The sequence below is a fragment of the Lysobacter sp. MMG2 genome (assembly GCF_016735495.2).
Taxonomy (GTDB): domain Bacteria; phylum Pseudomonadota; class Gammaproteobacteria; order Xanthomonadales; family Xanthomonadaceae; genus Lysobacter_J.
On the sequence record NZ_JAERQY020000002.1, the window covers coordinates 300352 to 316532 of the forward strand.

Annotated in this window: 13 protein-coding genes; 4 read left to right on the top strand and 9 right to left on the bottom strand. The window is 68.6% G+C overall.

From position 1 onward, the window contains the following. The first annotated feature begins 41 nt into the window (after positions 1 to 41). On the top strand, positions 42 to 332 hold the full coding sequence (locus JI752_RS09355; RefSeq protein WP_216962726.1) for a hypothetical protein: 291 nt from the start codon (positions 42 to 44) through the stop codon (positions 330 to 332). A gap of 261 nt (positions 333 to 593) precedes the next feature. On the opposite strand, the gene JI752_RS09360 is transcribed toward JI752_RS09355, so the two are convergent. From JI752_RS09360 to JI752_RS09380, 5 genes are all read right to left on the bottom strand, one after another. Next, a complete protein-coding gene (locus tag JI752_RS09360) occupies positions 594 to 1727 on the bottom strand; it encodes an efflux RND transporter periplasmic adaptor subunit (RefSeq protein WP_216962730.1) in 1134 nt (377 codons plus the stop codon). A gap of 35 nt (positions 1728 to 1762) precedes the next feature. Then, a complete protein-coding gene (locus JI752_RS09365; protein WP_216962733.1) occupies positions 1763 to 4849 on the bottom strand; it encodes an efflux RND transporter permease subunit in 3087 nt (1028 codons plus the stop codon). Positions 4850 to 5226: 377 nt separating this feature from the next. Continuing rightward, the gene (locus JI752_RS09370) at positions 5227 to 6096 is read right to left on the bottom strand and encodes a LytTR family DNA-binding domain-containing protein (protein ID WP_216962736.1); all 870 of its coding nucleotides are present in this window, start codon (positions 6094 to 6096) and stop codon (positions 5227 to 5229) included. A gap of 2 nt (positions 6097 to 6098) precedes the next feature. Next, on the bottom strand, positions 6099 to 7184 hold the full coding sequence (locus JI752_RS09375) for a histidine kinase (RefSeq protein ID WP_216962739.1): 1086 nt from the start codon (positions 7182 to 7184) through the stop codon (positions 6099 to 6101). Between the two features lie 118 nt (positions 7185 to 7302). Further along, the gene (locus tag JI752_RS09380; RefSeq protein ID WP_216964231.1) at positions 7303 to 8184 is read right to left on the bottom strand and encodes a YihY/virulence factor BrkB family protein; all 882 of its coding nucleotides are present in this window, start codon (positions 8182 to 8184) and stop codon (positions 7303 to 7305) included. 206 nt (positions 8185 to 8390) lie between these two features. Between JI752_RS09380 and JI752_RS09385 the strand changes: the two genes are divergently transcribed. Together JI752_RS09385 and JI752_RS09390 are read left to right on the top strand one after the other, a co-directional pair. Then, positions 8391 to 8993 (top strand): DNA-3-methyladenine glycosylase, encoded by a 603-nt coding sequence (locus JI752_RS09385; RefSeq protein ID WP_216962742.1) that lies wholly within the window; start codon positions 8391 to 8393, stop codon positions 8991 to 8993. A 401-nt stretch (positions 8994 to 9394) separates the two neighbouring features. After that, the gene (locus JI752_RS09390) at positions 9395 to 9598 is read left to right on the top strand and encodes a hypothetical protein (protein ID WP_216962745.1); all 204 of its coding nucleotides are present in this window, start codon (positions 9395 to 9397) and stop codon (positions 9596 to 9598) included. A 147-nt stretch (positions 9599 to 9745) separates the two neighbouring features. Here JI752_RS09390 and JI752_RS09395 read toward each other — a convergent pair whose 3' ends face one another. The 3 genes from JI752_RS09395 to JI752_RS09405 form a co-directional block, all read right to left on the bottom strand. Continuing rightward, on the bottom strand, positions 9746 to 11878 hold the full coding sequence (locus JI752_RS09395; RefSeq protein ID WP_216962748.1) for an EAL domain-containing protein: 2133 nt from the start codon (positions 11876 to 11878) through the stop codon (positions 9746 to 9748). After that, positions 11875 to 12765 (bottom strand): phosphate/phosphite/phosphonate ABC transporter substrate-binding protein, encoded by an 891-nt coding sequence (locus tag JI752_RS09400; RefSeq protein WP_342317301.1) that lies wholly within the window; start codon positions 12763 to 12765, stop codon positions 11875 to 11877. Before JI752_RS09400 ends, JI752_RS09395 begins: the two co-directional genes overlap by 4 nt. Before the next feature lie 140 nt (positions 12766 to 12905). Then, positions 12906 to 13676: an RNA methyltransferase gene (locus tag JI752_RS09405; protein ID WP_216962749.1), complete on the bottom strand. Its 771-nt coding sequence runs from the start codon at positions 13674 to 13676 to the stop codon at positions 12906 to 12908. Positions 13677 to 13812: 136 nt separating this feature from the next. Between JI752_RS09405 and JI752_RS09410 the strand changes: the two genes are divergently transcribed. Next, positions 13813 to 14631, top strand: coding sequence for an inositol monophosphatase family protein (locus JI752_RS09410; protein ID WP_216962752.1), 819 nt, complete (start codon positions 13813 to 13815; stop codon positions 14629 to 14631). A 113-nt stretch (positions 14632 to 14744) separates the two neighbouring features. Here JI752_RS09410 and JI752_RS09415 read toward each other — a convergent pair whose 3' ends face one another. Further along, entirely contained in the window at positions 14745 to 16118 is a 1374-nt protein-coding gene (locus JI752_RS09415; protein ID WP_216962767.1) for a hypothetical protein, read from the bottom strand. Positions 16119 to 16181 lie beyond the last annotated feature (63 nt).

Here is a 16181-nt window from a genome sequence, read left to right on the forward strand (position 1 = left end):
ATAGCCTGCCTTCATCGCTCACCCCGACGAAGGTTCCTGCCATGCCCCTGCTGCGCCTGCGCGTGACCGGCAGCGACGACGACGTCCGCGCCATCAGCAACCTGCTCACCAGCCTCGATGGCATCGAACACATCGAGGAAGTCGACGACCTGATGCCGCACATGGACGACGACGATTCCAGCTCCGCAGGACTGCCCGACGACCAGGGCCCGGGCCAGCATTCGCTGGAGATCGAAGCGCCGAACCTGGCCAGCGCCTATCGCGTGCGCGATGCGGTGGAAGCGCTCGCGTTCGATCTGGACGTGCTGGTGGAGTTCGATAACGACGATTGAGGGGCAGGCAGCGGCGTTGAATTGCTTGCGGCGCGCCAACGCCGGGCTGTCCGCGACGGCTGCTTCGCTTGCCGCTGGGATGCCTTCCATGGCGCGACGCAATGCTCGATGGAACGCCCAGCCCGGCCTTCCATGGCCGGGTGTTCGCCAGGTCACGCGGCATGCCGCGTAAGCGACCTGCCTCACCCTCCGCTGTTGCCAGCGGAGGGGCCGGGGCCGGGGCCGGGGCCGGGGACGAGGACGCGACGCCGTTGCGCCGGTTCAGCGCGAGGCTGTCGCGCGCGAAAGGTCCTGGATCGTCACCGCCTGCCCGGCTTCGATCCGCTCACCACCGCGCACGATCAACCGGTCGCCCGGCTTCACCGCGCCCTCGACTTCAACCAGACCATCGACCTCGGTGCCGGTCTTCACCGGCAACCGTTCGGCCTTGCTGTCCGCCGCCACGCGCAGGACGAAATCGCCCTCGCGCCGCAGGATCACCGCATCGCGCGGCACCGCGACCACCGCCCGCTTGCGCGCGCTCGGCATGCCGACATCCACCGCGGTGCCCACGGGCAGCTCGCCCACGTCCATCGCGATGCGCAGTTCCAACTGGCGCGATGCTTCATCGCCGACAGGCACCAGCGCGCTTACCGGATGCGTGCGCTCCTTCGCGCCATTGCCCTGCTTGCCCACGCGCACCTTGACCGGCATGCCCACCGCCAGATGCTCGGCCAGGTCGACCGGCGCACGCACGCGCACTTCCTGCGCGCCGGTGTCCACGAGCCGCGCGACGGCATCGCCGGTGTTGACGTATTCGCCCAGCTGCACCGAGCGTTCGGCGACCACGCCGTCGAACGGCGCGCGCACCACCATCTGCGTGCGCTGGTGGCGCGTCTGCGCGAGCATCGCCTGCGCGCGGGCGCGTTCCTGCGCCAGCATGTCGCGGTCGGCGCGCAGCTGTTCGTACTGCGCGCGTGCGATGTTCTGCTGCGCGGCCAGCTGCGCGTAACGCTGTTCCTGCCGCGCGGCCATGTCGAGCTGCGCCTGGATGCGCGCCAGATCCGCCGCGCCCTGCTGCTCCTGCAGCTTGAGCGTGGTGTCGTCGAGCACTGCCAGCGCCTCGCCCGCGCGCACCGCCTGGCCCACTTCGACCACGCGCACCACGCGTCCGTCCTGCTCGCTGGCCACCTTCGCGTCCTGGCGGCTGATGACGCTGCCCGGCGCCCAGTGCACGGGTGCGAGCTCGGTGGTCACCGCGTTCGCCACGCCGACCACGGCGGGCGGCGCTTCGGGTTTGTCGGGCGTCGTCGCATCCACGTCCCACTTGATCAGCGGAACGATCAGCACGGGCACGATCGCGACGGCGATGACGCTCTTCAGGGTGAGGCGCGGAAACTTGGGCAGCGGGCGCATGGCAGGAGCTCCTGGGGGAGGAGGAATCGAAAGGATCAGGGCGAGGCACGCAACGCGGCGGCCTCGAACGCGGGCTCACGCTCGCGGCGCGAATCGAACAGGCGCAGCAGCGCAGGCACGAGCACGACGGTGAAGACCAGGCTCAACGCAACGCCGCCCACCGACACCGCGGCCAGTCCGCGGTAGATGACGGCACCCGGGCCGGGGTTGATCGCCATGGGCAGCGCACCGAGCACGCCGGTGAGCGCGGCGATCAGGATCGGCCGCAGTCGCTGGTCCAGCGCCTGCTTCAGCGCATCGTCCAGCGACACGCCTTCGGCCTGCGCCTCGCGCGCCTGCGCGACGAGCAGGATCGCGTTGTTGATCACCATGCCCAGCAGCATGATGAAACCGATCATCGACAGCAGGTCCAGCGTCTGCCCGGCGATGAGGTCGAGCACGCGCAATCCGATCACGCCGCCCAGCACCGCCATCGGCAGCGTCGCCATCACGTAGGCGCTGTCGCGCAGCGACTTGAACATCGCCGCCATCAGCAGGAACAGCACCACCAGCGCCATCGCGAAGTTCATGCCCATGCTGCGCACGACTTCGCCCAGGCGATCGGCGCTACCGGAGACGCGGATCGCGGCGTCCTCGGGCAGCGCCTCGCGCAGCACCGGCACGACGTCGTTGTCGACGATGCCCAGCGCTTCTTCCAGCGACATCGCCGCCGGCGGGTCGACGGTGAGCGTGACGGTGCGGCGGCGATCGACGCGGCGCACCTGGTTGGGCGCGAGCACCGTGTCCACCTGCGCGAGTTCCGCCAGGCTCAGCACGCCACCGTTGGGCGTGGCGAGCGGCGCGGCGCCCAAGCGCTCGACATCGTCCTCGCGATCGCTGCGCAGGATGATCGCCAGGCGACGGTCGCCGTCGAAATGCTCGCCCAGCCACTGACCGTCGCCGAGCGCGCGCACGACCGTGCCCAGGTCCGGACGACGCCAGCCCACTTCGGCCAGACGACGGTCGTCGGGATTGATGCGCAGCTCCGGCGTGCCGGCGTCGGCATTGGGCCACGCCTGCACGTTGGCGCCGGGGAAACGTTCGGAGAGCAGCTTGCGGCCCGCTTCCGCCGCACGCGTGAGCGCGTCGCCGTCGGCGTGCTGCAGGTGGATCGCGATGGCGCGCGCGGAACCGCCGAAGCTGCCGAACAGCTCGCCTTCGCTGGCGAAGGCACGCGTGTCGGGGAAGCCGACGACCACTTCGTCGCGCACGATGCGCTCCAGCTCGCCGATGTCGTCCGGGTCCACCACGCGTGCACCGAGCGTGCCCCCGCCCGGCCACAGGTTGAGGTACCAGTTGCTCAGCTGCGGCCCTTTCTCGCCGTCCATGTAGGGCTTCATGCGCGCGAGCAACGTCGGCGCGATCTCGGCGTTCACGCGCTCCGGGCTCATGCCGGGCGGGAAGTTGAAGAACGCGTCCACGGCCGCACGCTTCACCGGCGGCAGGTAGTCGATCTTCGGCATCAGCACGAAAGTCAGCACGATCGGCGCGACGACCAGACCGCCCACCCACGCCAGCTGATTGCGGCGGCCGCGGGTGACGCGCATCGCCCAGTCGCTGACGCCGTTCCAGAAGCGATGCGTCTCGCGGTCGCCCTCGCGTTCACGCAACCAGCTGCTCGCGGCGGCAGGAAGCACGGTCACGGCGATCAGCAACGAGATGCCGACCGCGATGGAAATGGTCAACGCGAGATCGGCGAACAACTGCCCTTCCACGTCGTCCATGAAGATCACCGGCACGAACACGGCGATGGTCGTCAGCGTGGACGCCACCAGCGCGCCGCCGACCTGGCGCGAGCCTTCCAGTGCGGCCTGCCTGCCGGGCATGCCCTCTTCGCGCAGCCGCACGATGTTTTCGGCGACCACCACGGCCGCGTCCATCACCATGCCCACCGCGAAGGCGAGGCCCGCCAGCGAGATCACATTGAGGCTGCGCCCGGTGAGCTGCAGCACGATGAAGGTCGCCAGCAGCGAGATCGGAATCGCGCAGGCAATCAATGCGGTGGCGCGTACGTCGCGCAGGAACCACCACAGGCAGCCCACCGCCAGCAGCACGCCCGCGCCGAGGCTGCCCGACAGCAAACCGATCGCGCGATTGATGAAAACCGAGGCGTCGAAGCTCTGGCGGATGTCGAGCCCCTGCGGCTTGAGATCCTTCACGCGGATTTCCTCGACCACCGCTTTCACGCGGTCGAGTGTGTCGAGCACGTTCGCGCCGCTCTCGCGCAGGATGCGCAGGCCGATGGCGGGATTGCCGTTCTGGTAAGCGAAGAAGCGCTGCTCGGGACGCTTCACTTCCACCGTGGCCACATCGCCCAGGCGCACCGGCCGGCCGTCGCGCCATGCGAGGATCAGATTGCCCAGCGCTTCGGGGGAGTAGCGCCCGGCGAACCTCAGCACGTATTCGCGACGACCGGCCTCGACCACGCCGCCGGAGACATCCGTCGCGCGCGCCGCGACGTCGGCCACCTGCGGAATCTGGATGCCCAGCGCGGCCGCGCGCTCCAGGTTCAGGGTGATGGTGAGTTCCTCGGGCGCGCCGCCGTTGATCTCCACGCCCGCCACGCCTTCCACGGCCGACAGGCGCGGCACGATGCGGTCTTCGATCATCTGCCGGCGATCGAGGATGTCGCCGGGCGTGTCCGGCAACTTCTGTACGAAGAAATAGGTGAGCGAGTTGTTGGCGTTGTCCGCACCGGCTTGCACGACCGGCGGCGTGGCGTCGCGCGGCAGCGGCTGCAGGCGGTTCATGCGCGAGAGCACTTCCACCAGCATCGCGTCCATGTCGCTGCCGACGGCGAAGGTGAGGTTGATGAAGCTGTTGCCGGCGTTGATGTTGGACTCGATCTCCTCCAGGCCCGGCAAGCCCTGCATCACCGCTTCGATGGGCTCGACGATCTCCGATTCCATCTCCTGCGGCGAGGCCGCACGCCAGCTGGTCTGCACCGACATCTGCGGACGTTCGATATCGGGGAACAGCTGCAACGGCAGCTTCAGCAGGCTCATCAGGCCGAACGCGCAGACCATCGCGACGGCGACCGCGACGGCCGCGGGATTGCGGAGCGAGGCTTCGGTGAGTTTCATCGTGCGGCTCCGCGGGGGACGAATGCCGCCGCACGATGCGCCCGCGAGAGTTTGCCAAGATGGCCCGGAAGTCACGCCGATGCGGCGATTGCGCTCAGCGGTGGATTCGTCGCGGTGAAGCGTTCGTGGCGACGGCGATGCGTTTCTTCCGCGCAACGAAATGCGTGAAGGGACCCAACTTATGGCACGGTCGAGAACGCACCATTGTTCGTCCAACGCACCACCGTTCGTCCTGAGCGTAGGCCGCAGGCCGGAGTCGAAGGATGAGCGGGCGGGAGCCTCCCAACCCGCTCGTCCTTCGACTTCGCTTCGCTACGCTCAGGACGAACGGTGGCAGGCACAGGTAGATTGAAGCAGTCGCGAGGCGCTGCTACGCCTCAGATCAGCAACGCCAGCTTGTCCCGATGCGTACGCGACAGCTTCAGCTCCTGCCCGCAATCCAGCCGCAGGAACCCTTCTCCGTTCGTGTGCGGGCGCATCTCCACCACGCGCCGCGCGTTCACGATCGTCGAACGATGGATGCGCGGGAAGCGCTGCGGATCCAGCTGCTTCTCCAGGTCGCGCATCGTCGCGCGCAGCACCAGCGTCTCGCCCTGTGGTGTGGGGCCGTCGGTGTGGATGCACATGTAGTCGCCGGCCGCGTCGATCCAGCGGATGCTCGACAAGTCCACGCGTACGGTCCGCCCGCCGTCGCGCACGGCCAGCTTGTCGTCGCGGCGCAGCTGCTCCAGCGCATCGGGCTTGAGCGCCTCGTCCAGGTCCAGCAGCGGTCGCCCGCTCAGTTCGCCCAGCAACCCGAGCAGATGCGCGCAATGACCGCTCGCCTTGCGCTGCGAACGCGCCTGCTGCACGCGCGCCAGCGCCTGCGCAAGCCGGGCTTCGTCCACCGGTTTGAGCAGGTAGTCGGTGGCGGAGGCTTCGAAGGCGCGGATCGCGTAATGATCGTAGGCGGTGACGAACACCACCAGCGGCATCTCGTGCGCGGGAATGCTGCGCAGCGTCTCGAAGCCGTCCATCCCCGGCATCTGCACGTCCAGGAACATCAGGTCCGGACGGTGCTCGCGCAGGCCGCCGATGGCCGACAGCCCGTCGCCGTACTCGCCGACGATCTCCACGTCCGGATGCGCCTGCAGGCGGATTTCCAGCCCGCGTCGCGCCAGCGGTTCGTCGTCGACGATCAGTGCGCGCAACGGGACATGCTGTGCGGCCGCGTCGTGCAGGCGTTCGCGATCGACGACACGGTCCATGTTCACTCCCCGCCCAGTTGCTTCGTTTCGAACGGAAGGCGCAGCTCCACTTCGATGCCGCGCTCGTGGTTGCGCACGCAGAAGCTGCTGTCTTCGCCGTAAAGCACGTTCAGGCGTTCACGCGTGTTGCGCAGGCCCACGCCCTTGCCCGGCGGAAGTTGCCCGCCTTCCATGCTGGCGCAGCCCGGGCCATCGTCGATCACGCGCAGCACCAGCTGGTCGCCGTCGCGCTCGGCCTCGATGCGCAGCATGCCGCCGGCGACCTGCTTGGCGACGGCGAACTTGATCGCGTTCTCCACCAGCGGCTGCAACAGCAGGCTGGGCAACAGCGCGCGCCAGCAGTCTTCGTCGATGGCGGTCTCGATGCGCAGGCGTTCGGCGAAGCGGATCTTCTCGATGTCCAGGTAGAGCGTGAGCGCGTCCAGTTCCTGCCGCAGCGTGACACGCTGCATCGGATCGTTGTCCAGCGAATGCCGCAGGAACGCCGACAACCCCTGCACCATGCGGTTGGCGGTGGCGTTGTCGCGATCGAGAACGAGCGTGGAAATCGCGTTGAGCGTGTTGAACAGGAAGTGCGGGTTGAGCTGGTAGCGCAGCATCTTCAGCTGCGCCTGGTGGGCCATGGTCCGCGCGGCCAGTGCACGTTGCGTCTCGTCCTGCAGCTGGCGGTAGTACTTGATGCCCAGGTACAGGCCGACCCACGCCAGCACCACGTAGATGTAAGTCAGCGAGTAGGCGATGTACGCCACGCGGCTGGTCGGCGCGCAGGTATCGCAAAAGCGCACCAGCATCGTGCGCGTGGTCAGGTCCATCACCGCGGAGCTGGCGAGGATCGGCACGATCATCGTGAGCAGCAGCTTGCGCGGCGGCAGCCCCCAGCACGCGCGCAGCAGGTAGCGCAGGCCCAGGGTGACGATGAAGCCCGTGCAGGCGGCGGTGAACGGCACGATCCAGTAGCCCGATGGCTTGCCGTAGGCGATCGCGGCCAGGTAGCCCAGGCCGAAATAGCCCAGCCAACCGCCGGTGTGCAGGATCCAGAAGAAGTGCTGGCGGGGCAGGTCCAGCGGGTGAGTCGCGGTAATGGCCATGAGTGCCGCAGGAAGCGAGGACGCGGTGGGCCGATCCTAGCCCGTTCACGGGGCTGGGCGGAAACGGTTCGTCGGCCACGGGCCACGCTTCGCCGCGCGGCCGGTCGCCACCGCGCGTTCATGCCTGCGGCGCGGCGTCCGGGCCGTCGTGCGGGGGCTCGCGCGCGCCTTCCAGGCCGCGCCGGCGTCGCTCGTCGATCACCGCCGTGATCAACGCGCCGACGAACACGATCAGCGCCGCGTAGTACATCCACACCAGGGCCAGCACCAGCGCGCCCATCGACCCGTAGGCGGAGCCCGGATTGGCCTCGCGCAGATACCAGCCGATCAGCCAGCGCCCCAGCACGAACAGCAGCGCCGTGATCGCGCCGCCGCCGAGCGCGCGTTTCCACCCCACCGAACGGTCCGGCAGGTAGTGGTACATCAGCGCGAAGCTGAGTGCGTACACGGCCCACGTCGTCAGGTTCATCACGATCGGCAAGGCCCACTCCACCCGCGCGAACGCAAGCTGCACGGCCGTGCTCACGGTCATGGACACCAGCAGCAGGAATCCCATCGCCAACACCAGGCCGAGCGAGAACACCCGCTTGCGCAACCACGCCATCGCGCCGGCCAGTCGCGTGGCATCGGTGCGGAAGATCTTGTTGAGCACGTCCTGCAACTGCGCGAACACCGCCGTCGCGCCGACGAACAGCAGCGCCACGCTCCACCATCCGGCGACGGATCCCGTGTCGGGTCGATCGCGGGCGTTGTCGACCACCGTACGCGCGACGCGCTCGGCTTCGCCCCCTGCGAGCAGGCCGATCTGCTGCATCAGCGCATCCTGCGCGCCGGGCACGAGCGCGCTGGTGAGCCAGACGAGGATGAGCAGCAGCGGCGCGAGCGAGAGCATCGCGTACAGCGCCAGCGCGGCCGACTGCGCCATCAGTTCGGTATCGACGAAGCGGCGCAGCAGGTCGGCCGGCAGGCTGCCCTGCGCGCGACGCACGAGCGCCTTCATGGCGGGGCGGCGGAAGGAATGGCCGCGATCGGCCTGCGTGCGGCGCGGCGCGGTGGGGTCGAGCTTCTCGGCGGCCTTCGCGACGGCGGGCTTTTCGGGGTCTGGACGTGGCATCGCCCGCAGGAATAGCGCGAAGCGCGTGAAATCCGGATGCGTGCGGTGTGGTGTCTGCGTCGTGAGCGGCCCACCTGCACTAGCATGCCCACATGCCCATCACTGCCCTGCCCCGCAGCTTCTACGCACACGACTCGCGCGACGTGGCGCCGCTGCTGCTGAACAAGGTGATCCTCACCGCCGACGGCCGCGCCGGGCGCATCGTCGAAGTGGAGGCGTACCGCGGCGGCGAGGATCCGGCCGCACATTCCTTCCGCGGCCCGACGAAGCGCACGCAGGTGATGTTCGGCCCACCCGGGCATCTGTACGTGTATTTCATCTACGGCATGCACTGGGCGATCAACGCCGTATGCGGCGGACCGGCCGGGCACGCGGTGCTGATCCGTGCGCTCGCACCGTTGCACGGGATCGAGCGCATGCACGCGGCGCGCGGTGTCGAAGACGTGCGCCTGCTCACCAGCGGCCCCGGGCGCCTGGCGCAGGCGCTGGGAATCAACGGCGCGCACAACGGCGTGGACATCACCGATCCCGCATCGCCGGTGTGGTTCGGCGACGACGGAACGCCACCGCCGCATGAAGCGGTCACCTCACCGCGCATCGGCATCAGCAAGGCGATGGAGCACGCCTGGCGTTGGCATGTGGCGGAGGAGCCGCATGTGTCGAAGGGTGGGAGGGTGCGGCGGCGGAAGGGGTGAGGGGGTGGATGCCGTCATCCCGGCGAAGGCCGGGGGCCAGGCTGTCCGCTTCGTCACGTCATTCCAGCGAAAGCTGGAATCCATTTTGCTGTTGATAGCCGACTGGGAAAGCGTGGCACGTCCGTGGAGAGTGCCGCCGTGCGGCGGCCCAAAAGCCCCGCTTTCGCGGGAATGACGGTGAGGTGGTTCGCCGAAGAGGGAGTGCCCGGATGCTGCGGGCCTGGGTCCCGGCCCTTCGACCAGCTCAGGACAGGCCTTCGCCGGGATGACGGTGGATTTGCTGTGGCTACGGTGGATTTGCTGTTGCTGTTGCTGTTGCTGTTGCTGTCGAGCAGCCTTTCAGGTCACTAGCCCCGAAGGGCGCCGCACATGGATGTGCGGCGGTGAGCGCTGAGCCATGGATGGCGAATCGCGAACGCGCCCTTGCTCCGTCCGGTCGTGGGATTGGGGTGTCAAGGAAGGCCCTTTCTTTTGGTTACTTTTCTTTGGGCAAGCAAAGAAAAGTGACCCGAGCGGCGCAGCCGATCGGAAGCTTTGCTATTGCTCCTTCTTTGAGAAGCCTGAGAAAGCCAAATCAAAATGGATTCCAGCTTTCGCTGGAATGACGGTGAGGTGGTTTGTCGTAGCGGAGTGCCCGTGCGCTGAGGGCCTGGATCCCGGCCTTCGCCGGGATGACGGTGAGGTGGGTTGCCGTTGTCGGAGTGCCCGTGCGCTGCGGTCCCGCACCCCAGCCCCGCCGAAACGACGGTAATTCAGCGCCGCAACTGCAAGAACTCTTCCGCCGTCACCGGATGCCCCAGCCAATAACCCTGCGCGAAATCGCACCCCCGCTCGCGCAGGATCGAATACTGGCCTTCCTTCTCCACACCCTCGGCCACCACCAGGATGCCCAGCGAATGCGCCATCGCGATGATCGCCGTGGTCAGCGCCAGATCGTCCGGATCGCGCAGCACATCGGCCACGAAACTGCGGTCGATCTTCACCCCGTCCACCGGCACGCGGCGCAGATGGCTCAGGCCCGAGAAGCCGGTGCCGAAATCGTCCAGCCACACGCGCACGCCCATGCCGCGCAGTTCCGACAGCAGCGCGCTGGCATGAAGCTCGTCGCCGATCACCGCCGTCTCGGTCAGTTCCAGATGCAGCATGTCGGCGGAAAGGCCGGTGTCGCGCAAACAGGCCGATACGACCTCCGGCAGATCGCCGCTGCGCAACTGACGCGGCGAGACGTTCACCGCGACGAACAACGGCTCCGGATCCTTGCGTGCCTTCTGCCACGCCACCGCGTCCGAACACGCCGCGTGCAGCACCTGCGGGCCCAGCACTTCGATCAGGCCGCTCTGCTCGGCCACGTCGATGAACACCGACGGCGCGACGAAGCCAAGCTCCGGATGACGCCAGCGCAGCAGCGCCTCGGCGCCGATCATCGCGCCGTCGACCAGACGGAACACCGGCTGGTACACCAGGCTCAGCTCGCCGCGATCCCACGCGCCGCGCAGTTCGTGTTCCAGATGCACGCGGCGCTCCACGGCCTGGTTCATCGCGCGGCTGTAGAAACGGAAGCAGTTCTTGCCGGCGACCTTCGCCTGGTACATCGCGATGTCGCCGTTCTTCATCAGGCTGGTGCCGCCAGCGGCGTCCTCCGGGAACAATGTGATGCCGATCGACGTGCCCAGGAACACCTGTCGCCCCTGCACTTCCACCGGCACGCCCAGGTCGACCACCAGCGTTTCGGCGAGCTTGGTCGCCAGCGCGCGCACGTCTTCCGCGGGGTCGTCGCGCCCCTGTACGAGGATCACGAACTCGTCGCCGCCGAAACGCGCCAGCAGCGCGTCCTCGCCGCCCACGCGCGCCACCGCGCCTTCGATCCGGCGCGCGCACTGCAGCAGCACTTCGTCGCCCGCGTCGTGGCCGAGCGTGTCGTTGACGCGCTTGAAGTCGTCGATGTCGGCGAACAGCAAGGCAAGCTGGCGACCGGCGCCGTGCATCTGGTCCAGACGTTCGTCCAGCGCTTCGCGGAACGCGAGCCGGTTCGCCAGGCCCGTGAGCGCATCGGTGTAGGCCATGCGCCGGATCTCGCGATCGTGGCGCGCCAGGCTGTGGCTCATGCGGTCGAACGCGCGCATGAGGTCGCCCACTTCGTCATTGCGTCCGTCAGCGGACGTGGTGGTGTCGAAATGGCCGGCCTCGATCTCCTGCGCCGACTCGGCGAGCCGGCGGATCGGACGCACCAGCAGGCGCTGGATCAACCACAGCGAGAGCGCGCCGAACACCAGCAGCCCCGCACCGAGCAGGCTGACCCAGATCACGTGGCGCTGGCCGAGCGTGTCCAGTCGCGCGCGCAGCTTGTCGACGGCCTGTTCCTGGAAGCGGCGCATCGCCTGCATGTCGTAACCCACGCGCACGCCGCCCACGCGCTGCTGGCCGATCAGGATCGGCATCGATACGTCCATGACGCGGTCGTCGAACTGGGTGTGCAGGCCGTTGGCGGCGATGACGCCCGCGGCCATCGCGTCGTCCATGCGCTTGCCGTAGGTGGCGATGTCTTCGCTGCCGTCGTGGACGACCTTGCCTTCCTCGTCGAACACGATGACGTAACGCACGTCGGGCATGCGCAGCGTGCCGCGCGCGAGCGCACCGACGGCGTCCAGGTCGGAGTAGTACAGCGGGTTGGTCAGCGTCGCGGCCAGTTGCGTCGCGGTGGCCTCGCCCTGGCGACGCAGGCTCTGGCCGATCATCGTGCGCATGGCCTGGCGGCTGACGCCTTCGACTTCGCGGCGCATCTGCTCCTGCCGGTTCAGCAGCAGCGCCACCAGCGCCAGCACGACCAGCATCGCCACGCCCATGAGGACGAGGAAGCGGGCCTGCAGCCCCATCCGCAGCCTCATTCGACCTCCGAGCGGACCCGGGCGACGCCGTCGGAGATGCGGTCCAGCGCCTTCTGCGATGCGGGGTCGACCGGCATGAAGCGGGTCGTGTTGAAAAAGCGCAGCAACGCGTCGCCGGCATCGGGATCGCCGGCGGCATCCGTGAGCACTTCACGCAGGCGCGCTTCCACGCGCGGATCGAGGTCGCCGCGCACCATTTCCACCGCGCGCGGGTAATCCACGGTCTGGCCGATCACCACCAGGTCGTTGCGGAACGACGGCGGCATGCGGTCCGGGTTCTGCCAGTCCAGGTTGCTCATCACCCCGACATCGGCCAGACCCTTGTGCACCCAGGTCGAGATGTTCAGCTCCGACCAGGCGAACAGGTAACCGACCGCGCCGCTGTCGATGCGGTCCTCGGGCGAGAGCAGGATTTCCAGCGACAGGCCGCGACGCAGCAGTTCGGCGGCGGGCACGAAGTAGGCGCTGGTCGAATTCGGCCGCTGGAAGGCGATGCTGTGGCCGCGCAGGTCGGCCAGCGAGCTCAGGCCGCTGTCGCGGCGAGCGAAGAACAGGCTGTGGTAATGACTGACGCCGTCGCGCTCGGTCAGCAGCAACGGGTGTGCGCCGGCGCGCTGGCGCAGCAGCATCGCGGTGCCGGTGGTCTCGGTGACCCAGTCCACCCGGCCCCGGCGCAGGTAGCTGGCCATCTGCTGGGTGTCCTTGGCCATCAGGATGCGGCCTTCTCGGATGCCGACGTCGGCCAGGCGCGGGACCACGTAATCCAGCAGCGGCTTGAGCTGCTCGTAGTGCTTCTTGGGATCGTCGCTGATGCGGCCCAGTACCAGCACGCCGGAGTCGTTGCCCGCCCATGCCGCCAGCGGAGTAGCCGCCGAAGCCAGCGCGATGAGTGCGAGTGCGAACAGTCTCGGCTGGGCGATGCGGCGCAGGCTGGCGATCAAGTACGACGACCCCTCGGGATGCCGTCGGGCAGCGTAATCGAAAAGGCGGGCGGCCCGATACGGCAAACCGTCGGGCCGCCCGCAGATCAGCGTTTTGGCCCGGCGAGCATGGCCATGCGCTGGGCGTCGGCCAGGATGCCGCGCAGGATCCGCACCTCGCGCTCGTCCAGCCCCGCGCGCAGGTACAGGCGCCGCAGCTTGCGCATGGCCGATTCGGGGGCGCGGCCCTTGTGGAAGTCGATGGCGTCCAGGGTTTCGGCGAGCTGGGCGAAGAAGCCCTCCATCTGCGCATGCGAGGCGGGGGGATCGCGCGGTTCGGCGGTGTCGGCGTCGCCCTGCCCGGCCTGGGTCTCCAGCAGGGCCAGGCGCAGCTCGTAGCTGAGCACCTGCACCGCCGCGGCCAGGTTGAGCGAGCTGTACTCCGGGTTGGCCGGAATGTGCACCGAGGCGTGGCAGAGCTGGAGCTCGTCGTTGCTCAGGCCCGTGCGTTCGCGGCCGAAGACCAGCGCCACTTCGGCGCCGTCGGCGGCTTGCGCTACGCAGCGCGCGGCCGCTTCACGCGGCAGCAGTTCCTCCAGCTGGACGCGGCGGCTACGGGCGGTGCAACCCAGCACGAGGCGGCAGTCGGCCACGGCCTCGGCCAGGGTCTGGCAGACGACGGCCTCGGCCAGGACGTCGTCGGCCCCGGCGGCCAGGGCGTAGGACTCGGCGCTGACGGCCTTCTCGGGGGCCACGAGGACCAGGCGCGACAGGCCCATGGTCTTCATTGCGCGCGCGGCCGAGCCCATGTTGCCGGGGTGTTGGGTGCCGACGAGGACGATGCGCAGGCGCGGAGCCGCGGCGGGCGGGTTGTTCATGGAATGGGATTCGGAACTCATGGCGCGCAATGGTAAACTCCGCGCCCCGGCCGCGACCCCGTCGTGATATGCCGGCCCGCTCTTTCACCGCCGCCAGTCCATCCCCACCCCGTCCCCCGAACGAGGCCGCTCGCCCATGCAGAAACCCGCCGTAACCCTCATGGTCAAGGCCGCCCGCGCCGCCGGCAACGTCCTGTTGCGCCACATGAACAAGCTCGACGCCCTCAACGTGGTCGAGAAGGACCGTATGGACTACGCCAGCGAAGTCGACGGCCTGGCGGAGAAGGAGATCATCAAGGAATTCCGCCGCGCCACGCCCGACTACGCCATCCTCGGCGAAGAAACCGGCTCCACCGGCCACCACCGCTTCACCTGGGTGATCGACCCGCTCGACGGCACCAGCAACTACCTGCACGGCATTCCGCATTTCTGCGTGTCGATCGCGCTGGTGGAAAACGGCGAGCCGATCCATGGCGTGATCTTCGATCCGCTGCGCAACGACCTGTTCACCGCCAGCCGCGGCAGCGGCGCGACGCTCAACGAGCGCAAGATCCGCATCGCCGACCGCAAGGACCTGTCCGGCGCGATGATCATCACCGGCTTCCCGCCGCGCGAACGCGAGCGCGCCAGCGCGCAGCTCAAGTGCGTGGACTCGCTGCTGGTGGAGGCCGAGGACATCCGCCGCACCGGTTCGGCCGCGCTGGACCTGGCCTGGGTCGCCTGCGGCCGTGCCGACGCCTACTTCGAAGCCGGCGTGAAGCCGTGGGACATCGCCGCCGGTGTGCTGCTGGTGCGCGAGGCCGGCGGCAAGGTCTGCGATTTCCGCGGCCGCAGCACGGGCCCGATGGACAACCGCGGCCTCGCCGGCCGCCAGCTCGTCGCCGGCAACCTCAAGATCTGCGACGCCTTGCAGCAGAAGATCGTCAACACGGGCTATGCGGCGGCGTTCGACTGAGCGACCCGCCCCATTGCGCATCGCAAAAAAGCCGCGCACTGCGCGGCTTTTTTGTGGACCGTGACGTCGACGTTCGCCCTGCCGTCATCCCGGTTCCGGCCTGCACGCGGACTTCAATAGCAATCCGAGAACGCCTCCAGCCGCTGCGGATGCGCATCGCACCCGTAGACGTAGCCCGCGCCCGCATCGCCCAGCGCGAAGTCTTCGGTGACATCGCCGAACTGCATCAGGAAACGCATCGGCTGGCCACAATCCGGGCAGGTCGCGCCGTGCACGCCCTGGATCAGCGCGGGGTATCCGCCCACGATGATCAGGTCGCTGGCGATGTACGCATGGCCCCGCGTATCGCCGGTGATCAGCATGCCGAGCAGACGATCGGGATGCGCGGTCGCGGACCCAAGGGCCGCTTTCAGCTCCGGCATGCGCTCGAAGAACCAGTCGGCATCGGGCCATTCGCCGTCGCCTTCGTCGTCGCCGGCGGGCACCTCGTTCGGCGGAATCGCCAGCGGCATGACGGCGCATGGCGCGAGTTTCGGACCCGGCGGCGCAGGCATCGGCTGCAGTTCGTCGGAACGGGCATGGCAACGCACCACCAGCGCATGTTCGTGCTCGTCCAGGTACACGCTCAACACGCGATCGCGCCACACCGGATGCGCGGTGCCTTCCAGCGGCACCTGCAACAGGAACAGCGCCGGGTGACCTGCCGCGTCCACGGGCCACGTCTCGCCCGGCGCGGACAACGGGTCGCCGCCGACACGCGCGATCGGATCGCCCGCCGCGCCTTCTGCGACCGGCCGGTACATCAGCCGGTACTCGCCACGGCGCGCGGTCGTATCGATCAGGTCGATCAGGCGCTCGCGCTCGTCCGGAGCGAGTTTCGCGAAATCCTCACGCGTCTGCGCTTCGGCCTTGCGTCCGCCGCGCGTGCCCCACCACAACGGCAGGCCGATCAAGGCGGCCACGGCCAGCGCCGCAGCGCCGAGCTTCGCCAACGCGAGCAGCGATGTGCCAAGCACACCCGGCGCCAGGTTGCGCGACAGGACGAACGCACAGGCGGCCGTCCACGCGAGACCGACCAGCCACCACGCGATCGTGCGCACGCGGGGAAGCAACGTCTGCCGCCATTGGAACGCACTGCCCCACAAGGTGAACGTCATCAGGCCCAGCCCGCACGCCCACGTGAACACCAGCGGCCAGAACGTTTCCGCGCGCGGTGCGGCGCAGTTGCTGTAGTGGATGAAGACATCCGTGCGCGGCCACCATGCCTGCACGACGCCGACCAGCATCGCGAAGATCGCGCCCGTGGCCACGCGCGCGATCCACACCGCCGGACGCTGCACCCAGCGCTTCCACGCCAGCGCGACCGGCACCGTCCACGCCAGCACCGTCGCGGCGGCCCACATCACTTCACGTTTCGGCGTCGTCGCCAGAAACACCGACAGGACCAGCGACAAGACCAGCGCCGGCCAGAACACGAACGGGCTCATTCCTTCCCCTCGGACCATTCCTTTGTCAGGCGACCGGAATGCACGTCGGCCGCCGCCCCGTGC

What these genes read in the sequence shown, in the direction of transcription:
- JI752_RS09375 (WP_216962739.1), bottom strand. Translation starts at nt 7,184, where the DNA reads ATGGCCATTACCGCGACTCACCCGCTGGACCTGCCCCGCCAGCACTTC.
- JI752_RS09370 (WP_216962736.1), bottom strand. Translation starts at nt 6,096, where the DNA reads ATGGACCGTGTCGTCGATCGCGAACGCCTGCACGACGCGGCCGCACAG.
- JI752_RS09360 (WP_216962730.1), bottom strand. Translation starts at nt 1,727, where the DNA reads ATGCGCCCGCTGCCCAAGTTTCCGCGCCTCACCCTGAAGAGCGTCATC.
- JI752_RS09390 (WP_216962745.1), top strand. Translation starts at nt 9,395, where the DNA reads ATGGCGAATCGCGAACGCGCCCTTGCTCCGTCCGGTCGTGGGATTGGG.
- JI752_RS09405 (WP_216962749.1), bottom strand. Translation starts at nt 13,676, where the DNA reads ATGAACAACCCGCCCGCCGCGGCTCCGCGCCTGCGCATCGTCCTCGTC.
- JI752_RS09395 (WP_216962748.1), bottom strand. Translation starts at nt 11,878, where the DNA reads ATGAGGCTGCGGATGGGGCTGCAGGCCCGCTTCCTCGTCCTCATGGGC.
- JI752_RS09410 (WP_216962752.1), top strand. Translation starts at nt 13,813, where the DNA reads ATGCAGAAACCCGCCGTAACCCTCATGGTCAAGGCCGCCCGCGCCGCC.
- JI752_RS09380 (WP_216964231.1), bottom strand. Translation starts at nt 8,184, where the DNA reads ATGAAGGCGCTCGTGCGTCGCGCGCAGGGCAGCCTGCCGGCCGACCTG.
- JI752_RS09415 (WP_216962767.1), bottom strand. Translation starts at nt 16,118, where the DNA reads ATGAGCCCGTTCGTGTTCTGGCCGGCGCTGGTCTTGTCGCTGGTCCTG.
- JI752_RS09385 (WP_216962742.1), top strand. Translation starts at nt 8,391, where the DNA reads ATGCCCATCACTGCCCTGCCCCGCAGCTTCTACGCACACGACTCGCGC.
- JI752_RS09355 (WP_216962726.1), top strand. Translation starts at nt 42, where the DNA reads ATGCCCCTGCTGCGCCTGCGCGTGACCGGCAGCGACGACGACGTCCGC.
- JI752_RS09365 (WP_216962733.1), bottom strand. Translation starts at nt 4,849, where the DNA reads ATGAAACTCACCGAAGCCTCGCTCCGCAATCCCGCGGCCGTCGCGGTC.